The sequence below is a fragment of the Streptomyces sp. H27-C3 genome (genome assembly GCF_030063415.1).
GTDB lineage: Bacteria > Actinomycetota > Actinomycetes > Streptomycetales > Streptomycetaceae > Streptomyces.
In genome coordinates this window covers 32,908-49,026 of sequence record NZ_JASITA010000017.1, presented here as the reverse complement: position 1 = coordinate 49,026, position 16,119 = coordinate 32,908, and the positions used below count along the sequence as shown (strand labels likewise).

Sequence of the window (16,119 nt, the reverse complement as noted above, 5' to 3'; positions counted from 1 at the left end):
TTCGTGAACGCTCATGCACGTGGCGCCCGCAACTCCCTCACGGCCGCCACCAGTAGCACTCCCGCGGTCGCCGCTCCCGACCACAGCAGCTGCGGTCGCGCCGTGTCGTCGGTCAGCATCAGCAGCAGTACGGCGGCAAGGCCGGCCAGTGTGGCCCAGGTAAGCCAGGGGAAGCACCACATCCGCAGTGTCAGCAGCTCGGGCGCCTCGCGCTCGATGCGGCGGCGCAGCCGCAGCTGGGACGCGGCGATCAGACCCCAGACGAACAGGAGCACGGCGCCGACCGCGTTGAGCATGTAGAGGAAGACGGTGTCGGGCCACTGGAGATTGAGCAGTACGGAGACGAAGCCGAAGGCCACCGAGGCGAGGACGGCCCGGCGCGGGACGCCACCGCCGGAGACGTTGAGCAGGCCGCGCGGCGCCTCACCCCGCTCGGCGAGCGAGAAGATCATGCGGGACGAGCCGTAGAGGTTGGCGTTGAGCGCGGACAGCAGCGCCACGAACACCACGATGTTCATGATCGTCCCGGCGGACGGCACCCCGATCGAGTCGAGCACGGTGACATACGGGCTGAGCCCCGCCTGCTGCGCGGTCCACGGCAGCACGGTCACGATGACCAGCATCGACCCGACGTAGAAGAAAAGGATGCGCCACAGCGCGCTGCGCACCGCGCGGCCGACCGCGCGCGCCGGGTCGTCGGTCTCGGCGGCGGCGATCGTGACGACCTCCAGGCCGCCGAAGGCGAAGACCACGGTCAGTACGCCGGAGACCACGCCCTCCCAGCCGTGCGGGAGGAACCCGCCCCGGCCGGTCAGATTGCTCATGCCGACCGGGTCGGTGTCGGGCAGCACGCCGAAGATCGCCAGCAGTCCGAGACCCAGGAAGAGCACGATCGCGCCGACCTTGAGCGCGGCGAACCAGAACTCGAACTCCCCGAAGTTCTTCACGGCGGCGAGGTTGGCGCAGGTGAACACGACCATGAAGATCAGCACCCAGGCCCACTGCGGCACCGATGACACCCAGCCGTTCGCGATCTGCGCCGCGGCCGTCGCCTCCACCGCCAGCACCACGACCAGCAGGAACCAGTACAGCCAGCCCACGCTGAAGCCCGCCCAGCGCCCGAGCGCCCGCTCCGCGTGCACCGAGAAGGACCCGGAGGCGGGGATCGCCGCGGACATCTCGCCGAGCATCCGCATCACCATCATCGCGAGCGTGCCCGCGAGGAGATACGAGATCACGATGCCGGGGCCCGCGACCGCGATCCCGGCGCCCGAGCCGACGAACAGCCCGGCGCCGATCACCCCGCCGAGACCGAGCATGGTCAGATGCCGCTGTTTGAGTCCGTGCGCGAGGGGCTCGGCCTCGGTGGCCAAGGGGGCGGCAGTGGAGGACGGGGAGCCGGGCGGGGCGTCGTGCATGGCGCTCGTCACTCTCATGATTCTCGGAATGTTCCGCGACGTTTATGGGGAACCTACAGTCTCGCCGAGCACTGCCCTTCTCCGCAAAAGAGCCACTGTGCACTTGTCGCTCCGTGACGCGTGTCACGCATGCGCGGAGATTGTCGACCGCTCTTTGTGTGAATCCCACCAAGAGGCCAACCCCCGCTTTGTCGGCGGCTGATGGTGATCGCCCGTTAACCCCTGGGCTAACGTCACGGTGTCCCTTCCTGCCTTCCCCTTTCCTGCCCTAGCCCGCGGAGCCCCGATGAGCACTGCTGCCGTCCCCACCCGCCCCGGAGCGGTCCTCGCGGACCTGCTGCCGTCCGCCACCAACGCGTCGCGCGCCTTCGCCCGCGACGCGGTCCTGGTGCTCGGCGGCGCCGCCCTCACAGGCGCCGCGGCCCAGATATTCCTCCCGGTGCCCGGCTCGCCCGTCCCGGTCTCGGGCCAGACGTTCGCCGCGCTCCTGGTCGGCACGGCGCTCGGCGCCCGCCGCGGCTTCCTCTCCCTCGCGCTGTACGCGCTCGTCGGGATGGCGGGAGTGCCGTGGTTCGCGGAAGGCGCGTCGGGCATGGCCATGCCGACCTTCGGCTACATCCTCGGCATGCTGCTCGCGGCCACGGTCGTCGGCGCACTCGCGCGCCGCGGCGGCGACCGCTCGGTGCTGCGCACCGCGGGCACGATGGTGCTCGGCTCGGCGCTCATCTACGCGATCGGCGTGCCGTACCTGGCCCTGTCCACCGGCATGTCACTGAGCGCCGCGATCGCCGCGGGCCTGGTGCCGTTCCTCATCGGTGACGCGCTCAAGGCGGCCCTGGCGATGGGCGCGCTGCCCGCGACCTGGAAGCTGATGGGACGCCGCGACTGAGTCCGCGCGTACGAAGTCGGTGAGGGCCCGCACCAGTTGGTGCGGGCCCTCACCCGTTTCTGTGCCCTTGCGTCACCGGGCCCGGCGGGTCGTCCACCGGAACCCGGCGCCACCCGCCGCGATCAGCAGCGCACCGGCCAGGCCGAGTGCCAGGGTGCGGTCCCCGATGCCCGTGGACGGCAGGTCCGCGGGCCTGCCGGGCTTCGCGCTCTTGCCGGGCTTCGACGGCTCGGCGGGCTTGTCGCCCTGCGCCGCAGGGGTGTTGTCGGTGCCGAGCGGCAACGGGGTGTCGGGCGCGTTCGGCGTCGGCTTCGGCGTACCGAAGGCGACCGGACCCTGCTGCCACAGCAGCTTCTTGCCGGTGCCCTCCGTCACCGGCAGACAGATCTTGCCGGTCTTCTGGAGGTCGTACGTCGCGGTGACGGCGTACGAACGGTCCTCGCCCGCCGCCACGTTGTCGATGACACAGGCGAAGCCGCTGTTGGACCCGTCGGGCAGCTGGCCCCCGCCGGCGACCCGGGCGGCGATACCGGGGGCGGTCCCTCGTCCAGTCCGACCGTCGCCGGCACCTCCCGCCCGCCGAGTGACGCCGGCAGCACCGGGCCCACCGCCACGCCGCCCCCCGGCAGCCGCAACGAGACCGGGTTCGCCTGGGCGCCGCCCAAGGGCTGGACGCGCAGCGCCAAGAGCCCGTCCAACGTCCACTACCACTCGCCCGACGGACAGCAAGAAATCGCCGCCTCGTACGCACTCGCACGCGGCGGCGATCTTCTCGCCCGGTGGCAACAGGCCGAGCAGGGGTCCCAGGACGTTCCCGGCTACCGGAAGGAGCGCCTGGAGCGCACCGCCTTCCAGGACAGGCCCGCCATCATCTGGGAGTACTTCTTCACGCAGGACGGCCGGCCCTGGCGCGCCCGCCAGCTCGGCTTCAACGTCGGCGCCAAGTCGTACCAGGTCAATATCTGGTACGCGGCCGACACCAGGACCGAAGCCCCGCGCACCTACGAGCGGGTGACGGACTCCTTCACACCGCTCTGATCCGCCGGACCGGCCGAGTCGCCGGAGGCGTTCTTCCGCCGCTTCTCGCGGATCAGCGCGATACCGACCACCAGCGCCGCGACCAGCAGCGACAGCAGCACCTGCTTGCGCGGCTCACCGTCGTCGTAGATCATGTAGCCGATCACGAACACGATCATCGCGGCGGTCGCGTACGTCAGGTACGGGAAGAGCCACATCTTCACGACGAGCTTCTCCGGCGCCTCGCGCAGGATGATCCCGCGCATCTTGAGCTGCGTGAGGCAGATGACCAGCCACACGAACAGCGCCACCGCGCCCGACGAGTTCAACAGGAACGCGAAGACCGTGTCCGGCCACATGTAGTTGAAGAAGACGGCGATGAAGCCGAAGGCGACCGACGCGAGGATCGCCGTGCGAGGAACGCCGCGGCCGACCGTCTTGGCGAAGGACCTCGGCGCGTCCCCGCGCTTGCCCAGCGAGAACGCCATGCGCGAGGCCGTGTAGAGCCCGGAGTTCAGGCAGGAGAGCACCGCGGTGAGCACGATGACGTTCATGATCTGACCCGCGTGCGGGATACCGATCGAGTTCAGCGCGGCGACGTACGAACCGTCCTTGAGGATCGACTTGTCGTTCCACGGCAGCAGCGTGAGCACGACGAAGATCGAGCCGAGGTAGAAGATGCCGATACGCCAGATCACGCTGTTGGTGGCCTTGGTGACGGCGCGCTGCGGGTCCTCCGACTCACCGGCGGCCAGCGTGACGATCTCGCTGCCCATGAAGGAGAAGACGACCATCAGGACGCCGGTCAGGATCGCGCCGGGCCCGTTGGGGAAGAATCCGCCGCTGTCCGTGAGGTGGGCGAAGCCCGCCCCCGGGTTGTCCGATCCCGGCAGTACGCCGAAGACCGCGAGCAGGCCGATGATCACGAAGCCGCCGATCGCGACGACCTTGATCCCCGCGAACCAGAACTCGAATTCGCCGTACGACGCCACCGAGGCCAGGTTCGTGGCGGTCAGCACGACCATCACGATCAGCGCCCAGCCCCACTGCGGGATGGCCGGTATCCAGCCTTCGAGGATCAACGCGCCCGCGGTCGCCTCGACGGCGAGCACCACGACCCAGAAGAACCAGTAGAGCCAGCCGATCGAGAAGCCCGCCCAGCGCCCGAGGGCGCGGTCCGCGTAGGCCGAGAACGACCCGGAGGTCGGGTTCGCCGCGGCCATCTCACCGAGCATCCGCATCACGAAGACGACGAGCGTGCCCACGAGTGCGTACGACAGGAGGATCGCCGGACCCGCCGCGGCGATGCCGCCGCTCGACCCGACGAAGAGGCCGGCGCCGATGACGCCGCCGATGGCGATCATGGACAGATGGCGGTTCTTCAGACCGGCCTGGAGACCATCGGTAGGCTGCGAATTCCCGGGTTCCTCCGGGTTTTCGCCTGCCTTCGTAAGGGTCGGCTGCGTGCTCATGCACAATCCTTAACTTCTCGGTTCACTCGGGTGACGAGCCCCCGCATTGAAACCCGATGTTCATCCAGGACGGAAGAGCCGAATCCGGATCGTTGTACGGGGAGCGGGGTCCCGACCCCGGCGACTGCTACCCGGCTCGGCTCGTGCCACACTCGACCCATGCGCGTGTACCTCGGTTCCGACCATGCCGGATACGAACTCAAGAACCACCTCGTCGAGTGGCTCAAGGCCCACGGCCACGAGCCCGTGGACTGCGGTCCCCACATCTACGACGCCCTGGACGACTACCCGCCGTTCTGCCTGCGCGCCGCCGAAAAGGCCGCCGCGGACCCCGACGGGCTCGGCATCGTGATCGGTGGCTCGGGCAACGGCGAGCAGATCGCCGCGAACAAGGTCAAGGGTGTACGGGCCGTACTGGCCTGGAGCGAGCAGACCGCTGCCCTCGGCCGCGAGCACAACAACGCCAATGTGATCTCGGTCGGCGGCCGGATGCACACCCAGGAAGAGGCGACGAAGTTCGTCGAGATCTTCCTGTCCACGCCCTATACGGGTGAGGAGCGCCACCAGCGCCGCATCGACATGCTCGCCGCGTACGAGACGACCGGTGTCCTTCCCCCGGTCCCGGCGCACCACCCGCGGCAGGACTGACCGAGCCGACCGTTCTCCCTGTGCCGCCGGGGCATCGCCCCCCGGCGGCACGGCCATGTCCCCGAGGAGCGACGCCGTGCCCGAAGGGCATACGATCCACCGCCTCGCCGATGACCACCGCGGCCGTTTCGCGGGCCGGCCGGTCCGGGTCACCAGCCCGCAGGGCAGGTTCTCCGACAGCGCGGCGCTCCTCGACGGCCATGTCCTCGACGACACGGACGCCCACGGCAAGCACCTCTTCCTCGGCTTCGGCGGCCCCGGCTGGGTCCACATCCACCTCGGCCTCTTCGGCAAGCTCGGCTTCGGCGCGGCCCCGGCCCCGCCCCCGACCGACACGGTCAGGCTGCGACTCGTCAACGCCGACGCGTACGCCGACCTGCGCGGCCCCACCACCTGCGCCCTGATCACGGACGCCGAGAAGCAGGCGATACACGAGCGGCTCGGTCCCGACCCGCTGCGCGGCGGCCAGGACGCGGAGAAGGCCTGGCGGCGGATCTCGCGCAGCCGGGTCACCGTCGCGGCCCTGCTCATGGACCAGAAGGTGGTCGCGGGCGTCGGCAACGTCTACCGCGCCGAGGTCCTCTTCCGGCACGGCATCGACCCGTACCGCGCGGGCAAGGACCTCACCCGGCGCGAGTGGGACGCGATCTGGGCGGACCTCGCCGCCCTCATGCGTGAGGGCGTACGCAACAACCGCATCGACACCGTCCGCCCCGAGCACACGCCGGACGAGATGGGCCGCCCGCCGCGCGTCGACGACCACGGTGGCGAGGTCTACGTCTACCGCAGGGCCCACCTGCCCTGCCACATCTGCGGCGCGGAGATCCGTATCGCCCCACTCGCCGCCCGCAATCTCTTCTGGTGCCCCGGCTGTCAGCAGCGCTGAGGGACCAGGGCTAGTGGCAATACCAGTGACTTAAGTGGGGTGGATTCGAGTTTCGGCCGCACCACGTCAGGCGCGTGCAGTATCAACCGCCTGGTCAGCCGGGGCGCCGATCTTGAAATCGGCGATGCCGGATCTCGAAACCAGGACACTAGAAGCCGTGCGGCAGCCACGGTGTGACGTCCGAGCCGAACGCCACCGAGGCCTCCGTGAGCGCCCCGTGCCGCCACTCCAGCACCCGGCCCGCGCCCGCCAGTGAGGTCAGGCTCGTGCCGCCGAGATACGCGGCGCCCAACTCCCTTACGGACAGGGCCAGATCGGCGGGCTCGTCGGTCCGCTTGCAGGACGCGCCGCCCTTGGCGTCACCCGTCAGCCGCCAACGCCCCTCGTTCCATGGGCAGAAGGCGTCGGTGACCTCGAACACCACGTCCACGGGCGCCTGGTAGGTCCGGGCCTCCAGGGCCGCGCCGACATGCACCAGCCGCACATGGAGCGAGTCGCGCACCCGTACTTCGCACCGGCGGATGTCGGACACCAGCTGCTGCCAGGCGTCGTCCACCGGCCTGTTGCGCGTCCGGAGCCTCGACGTCAGGTCGATGTCGAAGAGGAAACGCCACAGCGCCGCGTACGCCGCCGGGTCGAGCGCCTCGCAGTCCCGCAGCAGGACGATCCCTTCGGGCCCCGACCACTCCCAGTCCGGCTTCACCTGGTAGCGGGCGTACCCCACGATCTCCCCGTCCCGCTCCGCCAGTACGCACTGCAGCGGTGAGGCGCCCTCGCGGTCGCTCTCCGGGTCGACCAGGGGCAGGCCGTCCCAGCCGGGCGCGCGCGCCACCATGCCGGGCCGACCCGTCACCAGCTGCGCGTACACCGCCTCGCACGCGTCCCGGGCGTCGGCGGGCTTCGCGAACCGCACCCGCACCTCGTCCGTCCCGGCCGGCACCGCAAGCTGCACCCGCGAGGTGTTGATCTCTGCGGACAGCTGCTGGGTGGCGCAGCCGTACCCGAACCGGCCGTAGATCGCGGGCTCGGACGCGGTCAGCACGGCGAGCGGCTCACCGGCCGCCCGTACATCGTCCAACTGGCGCCGCATCATCGACCTGAGGATCCCGCGCCGCCGATGTGTCGCCGCCACGCTCACCATGGTCACGCCCGCCGAAGGCACGAGCGCGCCGCCCGGCACCGACAGGCGGAAGCTGAACGCTCCGGCCGTGCCCACGCACTCCTCGCCGTCCCAGACGCCGATCGACCGGTCGAGTTCCGTCAGCTCGCGCCAGAGCTTCCGCTCCTCCGGGGCTTCCGCGACACCACCGAAGGCGAGCTCCAACTTGCCGTACCACTCGTCCCACTCGTCCGGCCGCAGGACCCGAAGTTCTGTAGTCATATGCCATGAGTACCAGCGCTCCGGCATTCGAGCGATCCGATTTCGAACACAATGTCACGGGGGTCCCCCTGCGGAGGAGTGCCCGAGATGGATAGGGTCCACCGCAATGGCACGTGGAGTAGGAGCAGAATCGTTCTCGGCCCGGACGCGCAAGTCGGCGCACCGGGTCCGGATAGCGCTGCGCAAGTCCGGCGTCGACTATTTCCGCGGCGACGGCTCCGACTGGATCGCGCTGGCCGGTCTCCTGCTGACCGTCCCCGCCATCGCGCTGGGCACGATGGCCATGCCGATCTGGTGCGCGCCTTCCGCGCTGGTCCTGCCGATCGTCGCCGGCGGCCTGCTGCTCCGGCCCGCGAGCCTGCTCAGCCTGTACGCGGCGGCCGCCGCCGCGCTCATCGTCGAGTCGATCGTGCTGGGCCCGTACACGCAGGGGCCGGCACGCGTCACCCCGGGCACTGTCTTGACCGTGGCCGCGTGCGGCTTCTTCGGGCTGGTCATCGCGCAGTTCAGGGCCAGGGTCGGCGTCCCGTGGCGGCGCGGCGGCACCATGCTCTTCGACCTGCGTGAGCGCATCCGTGTGCAGAGCGCGCTGCCGCGCCTCCCGCAGAAGTGGCACCGCGAGATGGCGCTGCGGCCGGCCGGCGGGCAGTCGTTCTCCGGTGACTTCGTGGTCGCGGCCCGCACGAACGGGGGGCGCACGCTGGAAGTCGTCCTCACCGATGTGTCGGGCAAGGGCATGGACGCGGCGTCCAGGGCGCTGCTGCTGTCGGGCGCGTTCGGCGGGCTCCTCGGGCAGCTCCCGCCGCACGGCTTCCTCCCTGCCGCGAACGCGTATCTGCTCCGCCAGGACTGGGACGAGGGCTTCGCCACCTCCATTCATTTGGTGCTCGATCTGGACTCCGGCGAATACGAGCTGTTGTCGGCGGGCCACCTGCCGGCCCTCCAGCTCCACGCGGGCAGCGGGCGTTGGGAGGAGAAGACCGGCGTCGGGCCGTTGCTCGGGGTCTACGACGGTGCCCAGTTCGATCCGGTGAAGGGCTCGCTGTGCCCCGGCGATGTCTTGATGATGTTCACGGATGGTTTGGTCGAGGCGTCGGGGCGGGACATCACGGAAGGCATCGACCGGCTTACGGGGGAGGCCGACCGTTACGTCGCCTCTGGTTTTGAGGGCGCGGCCTGGCATCTCATCGAGGCTGTTGCCAAGGACGTCAATGATGATCGGGCCCTGCTTCTCATTTGCCATGAGGCGTGAGGTGGGTGCGGTGGGGTGGTGCCGGGGGGCGCGGCCTCCGGGAGCGGCGTCCGGGACTGCATGATTCAGGCGTACTGCGGGGCGTTGGGTCGTGGGCCGGGGAAGAGGCCAACACCTCGCGCTTGACGTCCCGAACACCACTCCCTGCGGCCCCGACCCCCTCCCGCCGGTGTCGCGTGCGGGCGGGTGTGGACCCCGGCTTGTTGGAAGCGCTGACAGTGGTTCCTCACGTCAGGTGGCGGCCGGCGTCCAGGTCGATTGCCGACTTTGCCCGGTCTACTGTTTCTTGGGTCGCGGGGCCGCCCGGATTTTCCAGGGCGATGAACGGCCGCATGCGGTCCTCTGTGCGGGCGTACGCGGTGTGATGGGCGTCCGGATTCCGGCCGAGCTCTTCGGCCAGTACGTACGCGCCCACCAGGGCCAGGCTTGTGCCCTGGCCGGACAGGGGCGAGGCGCAGTAACCGGCGTCGCCCAGCAGCGTGACGCGGCCCTTCGACCAGCTGTCCATGCGGATCTGCGCCATCGAGTCGAAGTAGAAGTCGGGGGCTGCGTGCATGGCCTCGAGCAGCCGGGGGGTTTCCCAGCCCAGGTCGTCGAGCGCGTCGGCGACCAGTGCCTTCTGCCGGTCGGTGTCGCGGTAGTCGTAGCCGTCGGCGAGCGGCGGTGCCTCGAAGCCCGCCGCGATCCTGAGCTCGGTGTTGTCGCGCACCGGGTAGATGCCGTAGCCCGCGCTGCCCTCGCGCAGCCACATCTGCCAGTTGTCCAGGCCCAGGAAGTTCTCGGCGCTGAAGATCGCCAGGTGGGTGCCCAGGTGGTGGATGAAATCGTCTTCCGGGCCGAAGGTCAGGGCGCGGGTGTGGGAGTGCAGGCCGTCCGCGCCGACGACCAGGTCGAAGGTGCGGGGTGGGGCGTGCTCGAAGTCCGTTCGTATGCCGCTCTCGCTCTCCGTGAGCGCGGTGATGGAGTCGTTGAAGACGTATTCCGTGTCGGTGCGCGTTCGTTCGTACAGCAGGTGTGTGAGGTCCTCGCGCAGCAACTCCACGTCCTCATTGTCCAGTTGGCCGCTGCTGAAGGTCGAATCCGTGGAGCGGTGGATCTCGTTGCCTTCGCCGTCGAGCATCGACATACCCCGCATCCTGGTGCGGGCCGCGCGCAGTTGCGTCCCGATGCCCATGCGGTCGACCACGTCCAGCGCCACGCCGCGCACGTCGATCGCCTGGCCGCCCGCGCGCAGATCGGGGGAGCGCTCGACGATGGTCGGGGCGAACCCGTGGTGGTGCAGCCAGTAGGCGAGCGCGGGACCGGCGATGCTCGCGCCGGAGATCAGGACGGTCTTCATGGTGCCTCCTCGGTACGGTGTACGCCGCTGAATGTACGTCGTACGCGCAGGGTCGGCAACGGCGATAAATAGGGCGCTGAGCTAGGACAGTTGACGGTATTCCGGATGTCTCCGCTGGTAATGTCTGTCCTAGTACAGGTGCGAGGAGGCGGCCATGGCCGTGAAAAATGATCCGCCCTATCTCCGGATCGTTGCCGAGATCCGGCGGCGTGTCGCGGAGGGCGAGCTGGCGCCCGGTGACCGGGTGCCTTCGACCCGGCAGATCGCCAGGGATTGGGAGGTCGCGCTCGCTACCGCCACCAAGGCGCTGGCTACCCTGCGCCAGGAGGGGCTGGTCGAGGCCGAGCCCCGGGTGGGTACCGTGGTGGCCGCCGCCCGCACGGCTCGGCGCCGGGTGGCGGCCGAGCCCGACCACGAGCTGACCCGCGACCGAATCGTGCGCGCCGCCGTCGCTCTCGCCGACACCGAGGGGCTGGCCGCGCTGTCGATGCGCGGGGTCGCCGCGCGGCTCGGGGTCGCCGCGATGTCGCCGTACCGCTATGTGACCAGCAAGGACGACCTGGTGCTGCTCATGGCCGATGCCGTGTACGGGGAGTCGGCCTACCCGTCGGCCGTTGACGCGCCCGAGGGCTGGCGGGCCCGGCTTGAGTTGGGTGCGCACACCCTGTGGGTGCTGCACCGACGGCACCCGTGGCTCGCGCACATCGGCTCGCTCGGCCGCCCGCTGATGCTGCCCAACCTGATGGTGCACGCCGAGTGGGCGCTGAGCGCGCTCGACGGCCACGGGCTCGGCGCGGAGACTCTGATGAATCTGCATGTGCTGGTGTACGCGCATGTCCAGGGCCTCGCGGTCCATCTGGAGCGCGAGGCGCAGGCCGAGGCGGCGACCGGGCTTTCGGAGGACGACTGGATGGAGCGGCAGACGCCTGCGCTGGAGGCGCTTGCCTCCTCCGGCGCCTTCCCGACCTTCGCGAAGGTCCACGGGTCCCTCGGGGACGGGTACGACCTCAAGCTGGACGCGCTGTTCGAGCTGGGGCTCACCGCGATGCTCGACGGTCTCGCCCGCGTTGTCGAGGACCCTGCTCGGGGCTGAGGGCGGGGTCCTCGCGGGGTCAGCTCACCAACTCGCCTTCGTGTGCGGCCCGTTTGTCCGGAAGGATCCGGGCGAGCCAGTGCGACTGACCGGCCGCCAGCGGGCCCAGTACCGCCAGGAGCAGCGCGTATCCCGCGATGAACGGCGACAGCCGCTCGTCGAGGCCCGCGCCCGCCGCCATCGTGGCGAGGACCAGCGCGAACTCGCCGCGGGCCAGCAGGGTGGTGGAGATGTTCGCCGCGGGGCCCGCGCCGAAGTAGTAGACGCGGGCGGCGGACAGCCCCGCCAGCACGTTCATCACCAGCGTCAGCGCGACGGCGATCAGCACCGGCCACAGCAGGCTCGCCGAAGTCCTCGGCCTGCTGCGGGACGCGGTGGACCGGCTCGGCGCGACCGTCGTGATGGTCACCCACGACCCGGCCGCCGCGACCTACGCCGACCGCGTCCTCTTCCTCGCCGACGGCGAGATCGCTGACAGCCTGCCGCGCGCCTCTGCCGAGCAGATCGTCGCCCGCATGACCGCGCTGACCACCCCGGCCTACGCGGGTGCGGCAGCCTGATGTTCATCCCGAACGGCCTTGCCAGGGCCGCCGTCCGCTTCCGCCCCGCCGCCTTCGTGGGCACGTTCGTCGCGCTCGCCGGGATCGCCGCGACCAATACGGGTGACCACGCGGCCCAGGCCTCCCTCGGTGTCGTCATGCTCTTCATGCTCGCGGTGGGTCTGCTGGGTCCGCTGATCGCCCGGGCCTGCGCGGCCCTCTTCGGCCTGCCGCTGCGCGCGGCGGGTGCGGCCGGCTCCCTCGCCGCCGCCAACTCCCGTACCGAGGCCCGCCGACTGGCCTCCGCGATCCCCCCCATCGTGCTCGCGATCGCGTTCTCCTCCACGCTTGTTTTCATGCACGCGAGCGAGAACCAGGTGAGCGAGCAGCGCCGTGAGGCGGGCATCACCGCCGACCACATCGTCACCGATCCGGTGGGTCTGCCCTCCGACGCCGCCGCCCGCGCCGCCGATATCCCCGGCGTCACCTCGGCCGTCGGCATCAGCCACACCGCGGTCCTGGTCGAGGTCGGCCCGCTCGGGGACAGCTGGTACCAGTCGATGACCACCCAGGGCATCACGGGCAGCGGCCGGGACCTCGCCGCTGTGCAGGACCTCGACGTCACCCCCGGCTCGCTCGCCGGGCTCGGCAAGGGCACCGTCGCCATCGACGATTCGCTCGCCGAGCCGAAGAAGGTGAAGACCGGCGACCGTCTCGAACTGCGCCTGCCCGACGGCACGAAGGCGGCGCCCCGGATGATCGCCACGTACAGCCGCGGCCTGGGTCTGTCGCAGGTCACCCTGGATCAGGGCGCGTTGGCGACCCACACTTCGTCCCCGTTCGCCACGGACCTCTTCGTCCGGGGCGCCCCAGGGGCGGCGACCGCGCCGGGGCGGCTGGGCGCGGTGACCGACAAGGACGGCTACACCACCGCGGTCGGCCTCGACCGTGAAATCAACGTCTGGGCCAACACCCTGGTGATGACGGTCCTCGCCCGCCGCCACGAAATGGGCGCCCTCAGGCTGATCGGCTCCACCCGCCGTCAGGTGATGGGCATGGTGCGCTGGGAGGCGCTGCTGGTCACGCTGGCGGGCATCACACTGGGCTCGGGCATCGCCCTGGCCACGCTCATTCCGATGATGAACGCCCTGACGGGTGAGGCCCCGTACATCCCGCCGGTCGTCTACGGCTCGTTCGTGGCCGCGACACTCCTGCTGGGTTGGGCGTCCACCTCACTGCCGGCCCGCGCGGCCATGCGGTAAGTGTGGGGGCATGACCTATCTGACGCTGGCCGAGGTGGAGGCCGTCGCGCGTGACGCGCACGCCACACAGACCGACAAGGCGGGACGCCCGTACGTGGAGCACCTTCAGGCCGTCGCCGAGGGGGTTCGCACCGGGGGCGGCACCCAGCAACAGATCGCGGCGGCCTGGCTGCACGACGCGGTGGAGGACGACGCGCTGTCCCGCGAATGGCTGGAGAACGCCGAACTGCCGCGCTCCGTCAAGGACATGGTGCTGGCCGTCACCAAGCGCCCGGGGGAGGACAGGGCGGCGTACACCGCCCGCATCCTGGCGACGCCGGGCGCACTGCTGGTCAAGGAGGCGGACCTCGCACACAACGCGGACCCCGGTCGCCTCGCCGAACTCGACGAGGTGACCAGGGCCCGGCTCACGCTCAAATACACGGAGGTACGCCGCCTCCTCGGCCTCTCCCAGGCTGTTTCCGGACCTAGGAGGAGCTGCTGACGAGCTGCCACTCCCGCTCGGGCTGCTGCTCGCTCTCCCGCTTGCGCGCGGCCTCGGCCGCGTCGCGGCGGAACGCCCAGTCCATCGTGGGCTCCAGCGCGAACCGGAAGAACCGCCGCACCGGCGGGGTGCAGAACAGGGTGACCGCGACGGCGAACACCACCGTCACGAAGATCTCGCCGAGCGGCGTCGACAGCCAGGTGTACGTCTCGAACCAGCCCGCGTAACCGGCGCCCTTCACCAGGAAGCCGTGCAGCAGATAGCCGCCGAGGGTGCCGGCGCCCAGCACCGTGAACCACATCGTGCGGCCGGGCACCCACGCCAGGAAGCAGACGGTGAGGACCAGCGAGCAGCCGAAGAGCGCGAAGGTCATGACGACCCCGGCCCACCACGGAGCGCCCGCCTCCTGGGCGGAACTGCTGTGGTAGAACCACCCGAGCTGCAGGCGCGGGGCGACCCAGTACGCGAAGTGCAGGGCGCCGAGGACGACCGGCAGGGCCAGCAGCCTGACCTCGCGGCACCGCACCATCTGCCAGTGCTCGGGCTTCAGCATCAGCCCCAGCACGAAGAACGGCAGGAACTGCAGTACGCGCTGGAGGTTGAGGGCGTCGCCGATGTTGGGGGTGACGGAGGCGAGGACGGCCAGGCCGAGGGCGACCGGCATCGGGTGGCGCAGCGCCTGCCACAGCGGGGTGGTCAGCCGCCAGATGAACAGCGCGACCAGGAACCAGGTCAGATACCAGGGGTCGAGCAGGCTGATCGGGTGACCGGGGTCGTTGTCGGCCCACCGCTTGAAGAACGCGTAGGCGGTCTCGAAGAGCACATAGGGGACGGCGACGCCCGTGACGAGTCTCTGGAGTTTCTTGCGGCTCATGTCGAAGCTGCGCGAGAAGTAGCCGGAGATGATGATGAAGGCCGGCATGTGGAAGCTGTAGACCACCAAGTAGACCGCCCTGGTGGCGCGGCTGCCGTCCATCACCGGCTCCCAGGCGTGCGCCACCGCGACGAACACGATGGCCAGGTACTTGGCGTTGTCGAAGAACGCGTCGCGGTGCTTCGCGGCGGGGGCACCCTTGGGGGAGGGCGTGGGTACTGCTTCGGCCCCGGACCGCGAGGTGGACATGGCGGTCCGTGCAAGGGGGGCTTCGGGCTCCAACTCCCGGGCCGGGGGGAGCGGGGCCCTCTGATATCCGTGCGGAGCGTGAAACATCTGAGGCACCCTAGCCTTGGCGGATCGATTTCGTAAAACCCCGTTCTCACCCTTCTGGTATTTGTGCGCGTACCCCATTGGGGAAGAAGTCGACATGCCCATGCCGGATGATGGTGCAGGTCACATTTTCGCCCTGTTATGACCTAACTCATCCCACTTAAATGGTGCATACCGCCGACGGGTGACTCGGGTGAAATGTCCGGCTCATTACGCCTTTGTCGACCACCCCGGTCGCGCGCGTCCATTATTCGAATTTCCTGCGAACGTCATGTGTGGGTAATGAAACGATCAAGCTCAATAAACTTCCGCGCAGGACCGTTCAATTCGACGGTGTGCGCGTACGACGCCCGCGCCGGGGTACCCGCGGGGCGCGCCGGTGGCGCCAAGCGGTTTCCCACGTTCCGTCACCCGGCAGCCATCAGTGCTGAGTTGGTGGCACGATGGAGGCTTGCGGGTGTGTGCTGGGTCGTGCGCTCCCGGGCCGGCAAGGCGGACCGACCAAGGGTGTGATCAGTTGTGGCCATCTCACTGTCTGTGGTGCTTCTGTTGGCGATCGTGCTGGTGGTGCTGATCCGCGGGGGCTCGCTCAAGGCGGGGCCGGCGGTGGTGGCCGTGCTCTTCGGCTTCTTCCTCGCGTCCACCGGCATGGCGCCGTCCATCAATCGATTTCTCGACTCGATAGCGGACACCATCAACCAGATCAGCTTCTGAGTGCGGACCTGGCAAATCACGTAGCCCAAACTCCGGCCGGAACGGGCACGCAGGGGGCGCGGGCGGCTGATCTCGCCCGGGGGACGACAAAGGCCCAGGAAGCGGATTTACGCCGCTGACCTGGGCCTTCGTCATGTGGAGCGGGCGACGGGAATCGAACCCGCGTAGCTAGTTTGGAAGACTAGGGCTCTACCATTGAGCTACGCCCGCACATGTCGCGCCGCAGGTCGGTGACTGCGGCACGGAGAGCATCGTAGCGGGTTCCGGCCGTTCGGCGCACACCCGCTAATGCGGTGGGCGGGGCGGCGGGCCGGGTCGCGAACAATGCGGCGGACGCGCCGTCCGCGGGCATGTACCCTACGTGTCGCACCGACGGGGTGTGGCGCAGCTTGGTAGCGCGTCCGCTTTGGGAGCGGAAGGTCGTCGGTTCGAATCCGGCCACCCCGACCATCACCACCTTTACCGGCAGGGTTGCCGGCAGGGTCCCCGTGCGATCACGCTTCAAGATCGCATTGTGG

The 16,119-nt window shown here is 69.7% G+C and carries 16 protein-coding genes, 2 tRNA genes and 1 pseudogene; 11 read left to right on the top strand and 8 right to left on the bottom strand.

Annotation, left to right across the window (positions count from 1 at the left end; genetic code table 11):
* Window positions 1–11: 11 nt before the first annotated feature.
* Window positions 12–1,418 carry an amino acid permease gene (locus QMK30_RS18725; protein ID WP_283519522.1) on the bottom strand — a complete coding sequence of 469 codons (1,407 nt, stop codon included), beginning with the start codon at window positions 1,416–1,418 and terminating at the stop codon, window positions 12–14.
* A gap of 286 nt (window positions 1,419–1,704) precedes the next feature.
* Here QMK30_RS18725 and QMK30_RS18720 point away from each other — a divergent pair, with 286 nt between their 5' ends.
* On the top strand, window positions 1,705–2,307 hold the full coding sequence (locus tag QMK30_RS18720; protein ID WP_283519428.1) for a biotin transporter BioY: 603 nt from the start codon (window positions 1,705–1,707) through the stop codon (window positions 2,305–2,307).
* Between the two features lie 72 nt (window positions 2,308–2,379).
* Here the strand turns inward: QMK30_RS18720 and QMK30_RS18715 are convergent, their stop codons facing one another.
* Entirely contained in the window at window positions 2,380–2,760 is a 381-nt protein-coding gene (locus QMK30_RS18715; RefSeq protein ID WP_349362081.1) for an LPXTG cell wall anchor domain-containing protein, read from the bottom strand.
* Between QMK30_RS18715 and QMK30_RS38805 the strand changes: the two genes are divergently transcribed.
* The gene (locus tag QMK30_RS38805) at window positions 2,644–3,345 is read left to right on the top strand and encodes a serine/threonine kinase C-terminal domain-containing protein (protein ID WP_502963166.1); all 702 of its coding nucleotides are present in this window, start codon (window positions 2,644–2,646) and stop codon (window positions 3,343–3,345) included. The two genes, QMK30_RS18715 and QMK30_RS38805, sit on opposite strands and share 117 nt — an antisense overlap.
* On the opposite strand, the gene QMK30_RS18705 is transcribed toward QMK30_RS38805, so the two are convergent.
* Window positions 3,309–4,796: an amino acid permease gene (locus tag QMK30_RS18705; protein WP_283519426.1), complete on the bottom strand. Its 1,488-nt coding sequence runs from the start codon at window positions 4,794–4,796 to the stop codon at window positions 3,309–3,311. The two genes, QMK30_RS38805 and QMK30_RS18705, sit on opposite strands and share 37 nt — an antisense overlap.
* A gap of 159 nt (window positions 4,797–4,955) precedes the next feature.
* Between QMK30_RS18705 and QMK30_RS18700 the strand changes: the two genes are divergently transcribed.
* Together QMK30_RS18700 and QMK30_RS18695 are read left to right on the top strand one after the other, a co-directional pair.
* Window positions 4,956–5,444 (top strand): ribose-5-phosphate isomerase, encoded by a 489-nt coding sequence (locus QMK30_RS18700; RefSeq protein ID WP_283519425.1) that lies wholly within the window; start codon window positions 4,956–4,958, stop codon window positions 5,442–5,444.
* 76 nt (window positions 5,445–5,520) lie between these two features.
* Window positions 5,521–6,330 carry an Fpg/Nei family DNA glycosylase gene (locus QMK30_RS18695; protein WP_283519424.1) on the top strand — a complete coding sequence of 270 codons (810 nt, stop codon included), beginning with the start codon at window positions 5,521–5,523 and terminating at the stop codon, window positions 6,328–6,330.
* Between the two features lie 148 nt (window positions 6,331–6,478).
* On the opposite strand, the gene QMK30_RS18690 is transcribed toward QMK30_RS18695, so the two are convergent.
* Entirely contained in the window at window positions 6,479–7,711 is a 1,233-nt protein-coding gene (locus QMK30_RS18690; RefSeq protein WP_283519423.1) for a GNAT family N-acetyltransferase, read from the bottom strand.
* A gap of 106 nt (window positions 7,712–7,817) precedes the next feature.
* Here QMK30_RS18690 and QMK30_RS18685 point away from each other — a divergent pair, with 106 nt between their 5' ends.
* Window positions 7,818–8,963 (top strand): PP2C family protein-serine/threonine phosphatase, encoded by a 1,146-nt coding sequence (locus QMK30_RS18685; protein ID WP_283519422.1) that lies wholly within the window; start codon window positions 7,818–7,820, stop codon window positions 8,961–8,963.
* Window positions 8,964–9,189: 226 nt separating this feature from the next.
* Here the strand turns inward: QMK30_RS18685 and QMK30_RS18680 are convergent, their stop codons facing one another.
* Entirely contained in the window at window positions 9,190–10,302 is a 1,113-nt protein-coding gene (locus QMK30_RS18680) for an FAD-dependent monooxygenase (RefSeq protein WP_283519421.1), read from the bottom strand.
* A 154-nt stretch (window positions 10,303–10,456) separates the two neighbouring features.
* Here QMK30_RS18680 and QMK30_RS18675 point away from each other — a divergent pair, with 154 nt between their 5' ends.
* Window positions 10,457–11,395: a TetR/AcrR family transcriptional regulator gene (locus tag QMK30_RS18675; protein ID WP_283519420.1), complete on the top strand. Its 939-nt coding sequence runs from the start codon at window positions 10,457–10,459 to the stop codon at window positions 11,393–11,395.
* Window positions 11,396–11,414: 19 nt separating this feature from the next.
* Here the strand turns inward: QMK30_RS18675 and QMK30_RS18670 are convergent.
* Window positions 11,415–11,738: pseudogene (locus QMK30_RS18670) on the bottom strand (cation:proton antiporter domain-containing protein); the annotation flags it as partial.
* Window positions 11,739–11,796: 58 nt separating this feature from the next.
* Between QMK30_RS18670 and QMK30_RS18665 the strand changes: the two are divergent.
* Genes QMK30_RS18665 through QMK30_RS18655 form a run of 3 tightly spaced genes read left to right on the top strand, consistent with a single transcriptional unit; the run spans window position 11,797 to window position 13,680 of the window.
* Window positions 11,797–11,955, top strand: a complete 159-nt coding sequence (locus tag QMK30_RS18665) for a hypothetical protein (RefSeq protein ID WP_502963163.1) — start codon at window positions 11,797–11,799, stop codon at window positions 11,953–11,955.
* Window positions 11,955–13,196, top strand: coding sequence for an ABC transporter permease (locus tag QMK30_RS18660; protein ID WP_349362080.1), 1,242 nt, complete (start codon window positions 11,955–11,957; stop codon window positions 13,194–13,196). The genes QMK30_RS18665 and QMK30_RS18660 overlap by 1 nt, the downstream gene beginning before the upstream one ends.
* Before the next feature lie 10 nt (window positions 13,197–13,206).
* Window positions 13,207–13,680: an HD domain-containing protein gene (locus tag QMK30_RS18655; RefSeq protein WP_283519419.1), complete on the top strand. Its 474-nt coding sequence runs from the start codon at window positions 13,207–13,209 to the stop codon at window positions 13,678–13,680.
* Here the strand turns inward: QMK30_RS18655 and QMK30_RS18650 are convergent.
* Window positions 13,664–14,890, bottom strand: coding sequence for an acyltransferase family protein (locus tag QMK30_RS18650; protein WP_283519418.1), 1,227 nt, complete (start codon window positions 14,888–14,890; stop codon window positions 13,664–13,666). The two genes, QMK30_RS18655 and QMK30_RS18650, sit on opposite strands and share 17 nt — an antisense overlap.
* A gap of 516 nt (window positions 14,891–15,406) precedes the next feature.
* On the opposite strand from QMK30_RS18650, the gene QMK30_RS18645 reads away from it, so the two are divergent.
* Entirely contained in the window at window positions 15,407–15,601 is a 195-nt protein-coding gene (locus QMK30_RS18645; protein WP_283519417.1) for a hypothetical protein, read from the top strand.
* 136 nt (window positions 15,602–15,737) lie between these two features.
* On the opposite strand, the gene QMK30_RS18640 is transcribed toward QMK30_RS18645, so the two are convergent.
* Window positions 15,738–15,811, bottom strand: a tRNA-Gly gene (locus QMK30_RS18640).
* 163 nt (window positions 15,812–15,974) lie between these two features.
* Here QMK30_RS18640 and QMK30_RS18635 point away from each other — a divergent pair.
* A tRNA-Pro gene (locus QMK30_RS18635) sits at window positions 15,975–16,051 on the top strand.
* Window positions 16,052–16,119 lie beyond the last annotated feature (68 nt).